6 protein-coding genes and 1 pseudogene are annotated in these 7,567 nt (G+C 72.7%); 3 read left to right on the forward strand and 4 right to left on the reverse strand.

Annotation, left to right across the window (positions count from 1 at the left end):
* Window positions 1–7: 7 nt before the first annotated feature.
* Window positions 8–655 carry a CatB-related O-acetyltransferase gene (locus ACSNOK_RS07825; RefSeq protein WP_436779860.1) on the reverse strand — a complete coding sequence of 216 codons (648 nt, stop codon included), beginning with the start codon at window positions 653–655 and terminating at the stop codon, window positions 8–10.
* Between the two features lie 248 nt (window positions 656–903).
* Here ACSNOK_RS07825 and ACSNOK_RS07830 point away from each other — a divergent pair, with 248 nt between their 5' ends.
* Window positions 904–1,356 carry a lamin tail domain-containing protein gene (locus ACSNOK_RS07830; RefSeq protein WP_436779861.1) on the forward strand — a complete coding sequence of 151 codons (453 nt, stop codon included), beginning with the start codon at window positions 904–906 and terminating at the stop codon, window positions 1,354–1,356.
* Between the two features lie 64 nt (window positions 1,357–1,420).
* Here ACSNOK_RS07830 and ACSNOK_RS07835 read toward each other — a convergent pair whose 3' ends face one another.
* The gene (locus ACSNOK_RS07835) at window positions 1,421–2,065 is read right to left on the reverse strand and encodes a LysE family translocator (protein WP_436779862.1); all 645 of its coding nucleotides are present in this window, start codon (window positions 2,063–2,065) and stop codon (window positions 1,421–1,423) included.
* A 92-nt stretch (window positions 2,066–2,157) separates the two neighbouring features.
* Window positions 2,158–2,526 (reverse strand): annotated as a pseudogene (locus ACSNOK_RS07840) (MerR family transcriptional regulator); the annotation flags it as partial.
* A gap of 59 nt (window positions 2,527–2,585) precedes the next feature.
* Here ACSNOK_RS07840 and ACSNOK_RS07845 point away from each other — a divergent pair.
* The gene (locus ACSNOK_RS07845) at window positions 2,586–3,503 is read left to right on the forward strand and encodes an NAD(P)-dependent oxidoreductase (RefSeq protein ID WP_436779863.1); all 918 of its coding nucleotides are present in this window, start codon (window positions 2,586–2,588) and stop codon (window positions 3,501–3,503) included.
* 384 nt (window positions 3,504–3,887) lie between these two features.
* Window positions 3,888–6,659, forward strand: a complete 2,772-nt coding sequence (locus tag ACSNOK_RS07850; RefSeq protein ID WP_436779864.1) for a M4 family metallopeptidase — start codon at window positions 3,888–3,890, stop codon at window positions 6,657–6,659.
* 76 nt (window positions 6,660–6,735) lie between these two features.
* Here ACSNOK_RS07850 and ACSNOK_RS07855 read toward each other — a convergent pair whose 3' ends face one another.
* Window positions 6,736–7,539 carry a lysozyme gene (locus ACSNOK_RS07855; RefSeq protein ID WP_436779866.1) on the reverse strand — a complete coding sequence of 268 codons (804 nt, stop codon included), beginning with the start codon at window positions 7,537–7,539 and terminating at the stop codon, window positions 6,736–6,738.
* Window positions 7,540–7,567 lie beyond the last annotated feature (28 nt).

The following is a 7,567-nucleotide window of genomic DNA, read 5'->3' on the forward strand; positions in this document are numbered from 1 at the left end:
CGGCATGTCAACCGCGCCCCGGAGCCGCCGCTTCCAGTTCGTCGAGCGTGCCCGACATGATGGTGCGGACGTGCCGCGTGATGTGGTCGAGCGGCCAGTCCCACCAGGCCAGTTCGAGCAGGCGCACGATGTCCTCGGGCGCGTACCGGTACCGGATCACCTTCGCCGGGTTGCCGCCGACGATCGCGTAGTCCGGGACGTCGTCCACCACGACCGAGCCGGCGGCGATGATCGCGCCGTGGCCGACGCGGACGCCGGGCATCACCAGGGAGCGGTAGCCGAACCAGACGTCGTGGCCGACGACCGTGTCGCCCCGGCCGGGCAGGCCGGTGATCAGGTCGAAGTGGTCGGACCAGGAGCCGCCCATGATGGGGAAGGGGAAGGTGGAGGGGCCGTCCATGCGGTGATTGGCGCCGTTCATCACGAAGCGCGTCCCCTCGCCCAGGGCGCAGAATTTGCCGATGACCAGCTTCTCCGGACCGTAGTGGTACAGGACGTTCCGGGTCTCGAAGGCCGTCGGGTCGTCCGGGTCGTCGTAGTACGAGAATTCGCCGACCTCGATCAGCGGGGACGTGACCAGCGGCTTGAGCAGCACCACCCGCGACTGGCCGGGCATCGGGTGGAGGACGGTGGGGTCGGCGGGGATCGGGAGCATCGCGGATCGTCCCTCTCGTGGTGGCTGTCCGGGCGGAGGTTCCGGAGGAACCATGATCACCCCACGGTCAGGGGCTGCCGGTGTCCGCGCGGCGTCCGGGAACGGTGAGAACTGCGTCACAGCACACCCCCTCCCTTTCACGGAACGGTCGCCTCCGCGCGAGAGTGGGCGGGCCCGGCAGCCGTCGGGCGTCAGTCGTGGTCGCGGCGGCCCCCACCGGGCCGTCGTGCCGGAAAGCAGAGGTTCCCTTGTCGCGATCCATAGCCCGTCTGGTCACCGCCGCCGCCTGCGGCGCGGCGCTGGCGTCCGCCGTCGCGCCCGCGGCGGTGGCGGCGGAGCAGAGCGTGGCCGCTCGGCCGACCGTCGTGTTCGGCAAGATCCAGTACGACAGCCCGGGGCGTGACGACCGCTCGAACCGGAGCCTGAACGCCGAGTGGGTCACCGTCACCAACACCGGCAAGAAGGCCGTGGACCTCAGCCGCTGGACGCTCACCGACAACGAGCGCCACACCTACCGCTTCGGCAAGCTGCGCCTCGCCGCCCACGCCTCCGTGCGCGTCCACACCGGCACCGGCCGCGACACCGCCAAGGACGTGTACCAGAACCAGCGCACCTACGTCTGGAACAACGACCGCGACAAGGCCACCCTGCGGGACGCCGGCGGCCGTACCGTCGCCACCGCCTCCTGGGGCCGTCGCTGATCCGCGCGCGTCACGGAAGTGCCGCCGCCGGCTCCGGGTACCGGACCGGCGCCGGGGCTCGCACTCAGCCCTCGACGGCCATCCGCACCCCGAGCGCCACCAGCACCCCGCCCGAGGCCTGCTCCAGCCGCCTGCGCACCCGCTCCCGCGACAGCACCGCCCGCATCCGGCCCACGAACCACACGTACATCCCGTAGTACCCCACCTCGAACACCGCCCAGATCGCGGCCAGTCCCACCATCGTCGGCAGGTGCGGCATCCCCTCCGGGACGAACTGCGGCAGGAACGACATCGCGAACACCGCCGCCTTCGGGTTCGCCAGATTGACCAGCAGGCCCGTCCGGTACGAGGACCAGCCGGAACGTTCCGGCTCAGGCTCGGGCTCCAGCCGCGGCGAGCCCTCCCCCTCGGCGGCCTTCCGGGCTCCGCGCCGCACTTCCAGCAGCGTCCTGACCCCGAACGTCACCAGCACCACGGCCCCGACGATCCGCATCACGTCGTACGCCACCTCGGACGCCGCCAGCAGCGCCGTCAGGCCGAACGCGGCGGCCAAGCCCCAGACGAAGACCCCCGTCTCGTTGCCCAGCACGGTCAGGAAACCCGCCCGTCTGCTCTGCAGCGACTTGCGGATGATGAGCATGGTGCCGGGGCCGGGGGAGGCCGCGATCAGTGTGCAGGCGCCGAGGAAGGCGATGAGCGTGGTGAACATGGGCTCATCGTGCGGCAGGTGCCCGGGCCGTGGCCAGGACTTTCCGCCGGAGGGCGCCCGGGCCCGCGCCGTGCCGGACCGGGGGCTCCGGCGCCGCCGCCGGCGGGCTCCAGCCCCGACCGGTCGATCATCTCCTCCAACAGGTCGAGGGCCGCGCCGAGTTCCGCCCTCCGCGTCCTGATCCGGTCCCGTTCCGCCAGCACCTCCTCCGCCAGCGGCGAGCAGTCGGGCAGCACCAGCGCCTCGTCCCCGGCCGTACACGGCAGCACCGCCGCGATGGTGGCCGTGCCCAGCCCCGCCGCCAACAGGGTGCGGACGTCGCGGACGGTCCGGACGGCGTCCTCGCCGTACTCGCGGTAGCCGCTCGGCCGGCGCTCCGGTCGCAGCAGGCCCTGCTCCTCGTAGTAGCGCAGGGCCCGCGGGCTGACGCCCGAACGCCGTGCCAGTTCCCCGATGCGCAATGCGCCTCCCCATCCGCCGAGTTGACTCTCACGTCGACGTGAGGGTTTAGCTTCGCGGCATGGCGATTCATTCCCCCGAACCCTCCACCGAGTCCCGAAACGATTCCCCCGACACCACCCCCGTCACCGTCCTCGGCATGGGCCCCATGGGCCGCGCCCTCGCCGGCGCGCTGCTCGCCGCCGGTCACCCCGTGACCGTCTGGAACCGCACCCCCGGCCGCGCCGGCGAGCTCGTCGAACGGGGGGTTGTGGAAGCCGAGTCGGCCCGGGCGGCGGTCGCCGCGTCGCCCCTCGTCATCGTGTGCGTGATCGACTACGCCGCGGTGGACGCGATCGTCCGCCCCGCCGCCGACGCGCTGCGCGGCCGGACGCTGGTCAACCTCACCGCCGACTCGCCCGACCGGGCCCGGGCCACCGCCGCCTGGGCCGCCGAGCACGGCATCGGCTACCTGGACGGATCCATCCTGACGCCCGCGACGACGATCGGCACCGACGCCGCCACCGTCATCTACAGCGGCCCGGAGGAGGAGTTCGCGGCGCATCGGGCCGCCCTGGCCGCCCTCGGCGGCCGCTCCGACCACCTCGGCACCGACCCCGGCCGCGCCGCCGCCTTCGACGTCGCGGTCCTGGACTTCGCCTGGACGGCCGTGAGCGGCTACTTCCACGGCCTGGCCCTGGCCCGGGCCGAGGGCATCACGGCCGCGCAGCTCCTGCCGTACTCCCAGGGAATCGTGTCGCTGCTGGGGCACGTGGTGCCGCTGTACGCGGAGCGGATCGACGCGGACCGCCACCCGGGCGACGTCTCGAACGTCATCTCCGTCGCGGCCGGCATCGAGCACGTCCTCCACGCCTCGGCCGCGCGCGGACTGGACACCGGTGTCCTGGACGCGGCCCTCGCCGTCGCCCGCCGGACGATCGACGAGGGGTACGGCCGGGACGACTTCTCGCGTGTCGTGGACACCGTGCGCAAGGGCTGAACCGGCCCCCGCGGCCACGCGTTCGCCCGGGAACGGCCGATTCCGGCGGCGGAACGGCGGCGGACGGTGTGAATCCGCCGCGGGAACGTCCCGTTCCGCCCCTCTCGGACCCCGCCCCCGGACCGGCCGAAAAGTGCCCGCGGAATACCCCTCCCCATTGTCCGGCCGACCGGCTGCCGCTTGCATGGCCCTGCCTTGAAGCAGTTCCACCGTCCGGAGCCACCGTCTGGCACAGACGCCCGGCTCGGACGTCCGGCGCGTACCGAGGGGGAGACCTTGCGCAGTCCCGGAGCACGTTCAGGCAGAGCGGGAAGACCGAGAGCGAAGAGAGCACAGAGCGGCATATCCGGTGCGGCGGCGCTGTTCGGCGCCGCCGCGCTCGTCGTGTCGGCGGTCCCGGCCCACGCCGACCCGGCGAAGCCGGCGGACGGGCCCGGCCAGGTGATCCCGGCCGCCAAGACCGCGACCCCGGCGCTGGTCCGGGGCATCCGGGAGCCCGTGAAGGCCACCGGCAGCCCCGCCGACGCGGCCCGCGGCCACCTCGCGGAGAAGAAGGGCCGCTACCGCATCGCCGACCCAGGCCGCGACCTGCGCCCGGTGCAGACCCTGAGCGCGGGGGCGGCCGAGACGGTACGGCTCCAGCAGCGGCACCGGGGCGTGGAGGTCCTGGGCGGCCAGTACGTCGTGCGGATGGAACACAAGGACGGCAAACGCGTCGTCACCGGCACCTCCGGCAAGTACTTCACCGGGCTGAAGACCGCCACCACGCCCGATGTCGACGCCGAACTCGCCGTCGAGCGGGCCGTCGGCGCCACCGAGGACCGGCTCGCCGGGAAACGGGCGGCTGCCGGACCCCGCAAGGGCGCGGACGACCGAGAAGACGCCGAGAAGGCACCCGCCCTCACCGGCACCGCCCGCGGCTTGGTCGTCCTGCCCAAGGGCGAGGGCGTCCTCACCCAGCACGTCACCGTGCGCGGCGCCGACCCGGCCACCGGCCGGCCGGTGCTGGAGGAGGTGTACGTCGACGCGAAGTCCGGCTACCCGGTCCTCCAGTACAGCGCCATCAAGACGTTCGGCCCGCAGGGGACCCCCGCCGGAAAGCCCGCGACCGCGAACCGCACCGCCGCACGGCACGGCGTGGCGGCCGACGGACCGCAGGACGGCACCACCGCCGGTACCGGCGTCCGGCTCGACGGCAAGTCCGTCGACCTCCAAGTGTTCAAGGACGCGGAGCGCGGCGAGTACGTCATGCGCGACCTGTCCCGGATGCGCGACAGCACCAAGAACGAGCTCTCCACCTGGGACGCCCGCGGCAAGTCCGTCGAGGAGACCTCCGGCACCTGGCCCGAGGGCATCAAGGAGTTCGGCTCGGCCGGACCCGCGTTCGGCAAGGAGGCCACCGAGGCCGGCGCGGTCGACGCGCACTGGGCCGCGGGCAAGGTCTACGACTACTACCGGACCGTGCACGGCCGGAACAGCCTCAACGGCCGCGGCGGGGCCGTGAAGTCCCTGGTGGGCGTGAGCTACTGGGGCATGCCGTACGTCAACGCCTTCTGGGACGGCACCAAGATGGTGTACGGCAACGGGGACGCCGAGTACCGGCCGCTCTCCGCCGGCCTGGACGTCGTCGGCCACGAGATGACCCACGGCGTCGTCGAGAACTCCGCGAACCTGGTCTACGCCGGCCAGTCCGGCGCCATGAACGAGGCCATCGCCGACTACTTCGGCAACGCCATCAAGAACGACACCCACGGCATCGCCATGGACGACCCCGACTCGGGCCTGCTGGGCGAGTCGCTGTGCCGCACCAAGACGCCGCGCGCCTGCGCTTTTCGCGACCTGAACGACGGGAGGACCACCTCCAAGTCCTTCCTCGGCGTGGGCTTCGGCACCGACAACGGCGGCGTCCACCTCAACTCGACGATCTTCTCCGGCGCCCTCTGGGACATCCGCCAGGACCTGGACAAGACGCTCGCCGACAAGCTCGTCTACAAGGCGCTCACCGAGTACATCACCCCGCTGGACGGCTTCACCGAGGGCCGCAACGCCGTGCTCGCCGCGGCGAAGGACCTCAAGCTGAGCGACGTCCAACTGCGGACCGTCGAGCGGTCGTTCAACGCCCACGGCATCGTCCCCGGCTGGGAGCTCGCCATGGGCGTGGACTCCGACCAGCTGCTGGGCAAGGTCAACACCAGCGAGAGCCGCGCTGGCGCGGGCGGCGGCTGGTGGGCCGCGTCCAAGTCCAACGACGACGGCACCGAGGCGTACTCCGTCTGGGCCGGCCGCACCGACGGCTCCGGCACGCCCAAGCTGATCAGCCCCAACGACGGCCGCTTCCACGTCGACCCGGTCACCGACGGCAAGACGGTGGTGTGGATGTCGTACAAGGGCCGGGACATCCAGCTGCTGGCCCGGCCGCTGGCCGGCGGGCCGATCAAGGTGCTCACCACCAGCCGCTACCGCTTCACCTCGCTGGCGGTCGAGGGCAAGACGGTGGCCTTCGAGCAGCACGGGCGGCGCGGCTACACCGCGGCGGCCTACCTGCGGCTGGGCCAGGACGAGGAACCGGTCCGCATCCCGCCGTCCGCGGGCACCGGCCGCTTCAACCGCACCAACCACCCCTCGCTGCACAACGGCCGGATCGCCTTCGCCGACGAGCACCGCGTCGACGGCGTGTACCGGAACGACGTGGGGATCCTGGACGTCGCGACCGGCGCGCGGACCACGGTCAAGCTGACCGACGCCACGGCCTCGGTCGAGTCGACCGCGATCACCGGCAAGCACGTCTTCTGGCTGAGCCTGCCGGACTACGGGACCGGCCTGACCGCGGTGCGCCGCGCGGACCTGGACGGCGGGAACGTCGTCGACATCAGCCCGGCGACGGGCAAGGACGCGCTGGCCGGCGTGCTGCTGACGGCCTCCGACGAGGCGGTGACCGTCCTGGCGCAGACCCCGGACACGGAGTACCGCAACGAGACGCTGTCCAAGCTGTGGCAGTTCTCGCCGGACGGCGCCCGCAAGGGCCGGGTCTCCTGCAACCGCGGTGAGCAGCTCGGCGGTGCGGCGGACACCGGCACCCGCGTGGTGTGGACCGACGCGACCACCGGCTACACCGACCTGGTGACCCGGCACCGCCCGGCCGGTACCTGCGGCTGACCTTCCACGGAGGAGAAGGCCGTGCCCCCGGCGCCGATGTGCCGGGGGCACGGCCTCGCCGTGGCGCTGTGCGGCGTCAGCCGTCGGCCAGCGCCTGGAGGCGGGTCATCGAGCCGTTGAACCGGTCGTGGTCGCCCACGACCGGCCCGGTGTCGGTGTACTGCCAGAAGGTGTGGAAGCTCCAGCCGGACGGGAGCGTCCCCGGGGAGTCGGCGTACCGCGGGATCCACAGCGGGTTGACGGCGCCGAAGCCCGCGTAGTCGCCGGTGCACCGCTGCCACCACGTCGTGGAGGTGTAGATGACGGCGTCGCGGCCGGTGCGCTGCCGGTAGGTGCGGAAGAAGTCGCCGATCCAGTCGACCAAGGCCGCTCCGCTCATGCCGTAGCAGATGTCGCCGTAGGGGTTGTACTCCATGTCGAGCACGCCCGGGAGCGTCTTCCCGTCGGCGGACCAGCCGCCGCCGTGGTCGGCGAAGTAGTTCGCCTGGGCGGTGCCGTCGGAGTGGTCGGGCAGCGCGAAGTGGTACGCGCCGCGGAGCATGCCGGCGTTGTAGGAGCCGTTGTACTGCTGGGTGAAGTACGGGTTGGTGTAGCCGGTGCCCTCGGTGGCCTTGACGTAGGCGAAGCGGACACCGGAGTTCCGGAGGGTGGTCCAGGCCACGTTGCCGTTGTGGCTGCTGACGTCCACGCCTTCGACGGACGCGGTCAGCCGCGGCGGTTCGCCGCCGGCCCCGCCGCCTTCGTGCGGGCGGATGGTGGAGCCCATCCAGTCGCGGTCCGGGTGGTCCGGCCGGGGCGCCGCGAAGCCGTCGCCGGCGGCGCGGGCGGTGCCGGGGAGGGCGGCGAGCAGGGCCAGTACGGAGAGGAGGGCGGTCAGCAGGGGGCGGAGGACCGCCCGGGCGTGGGGG

This window comes from Streptomyces sp. URMC 126, assembly GCF_051386555.1.
Taxonomy (GTDB): domain Bacteria; phylum Actinomycetota; class Actinomycetes; order Streptomycetales; family Streptomycetaceae; genus Streptomyces.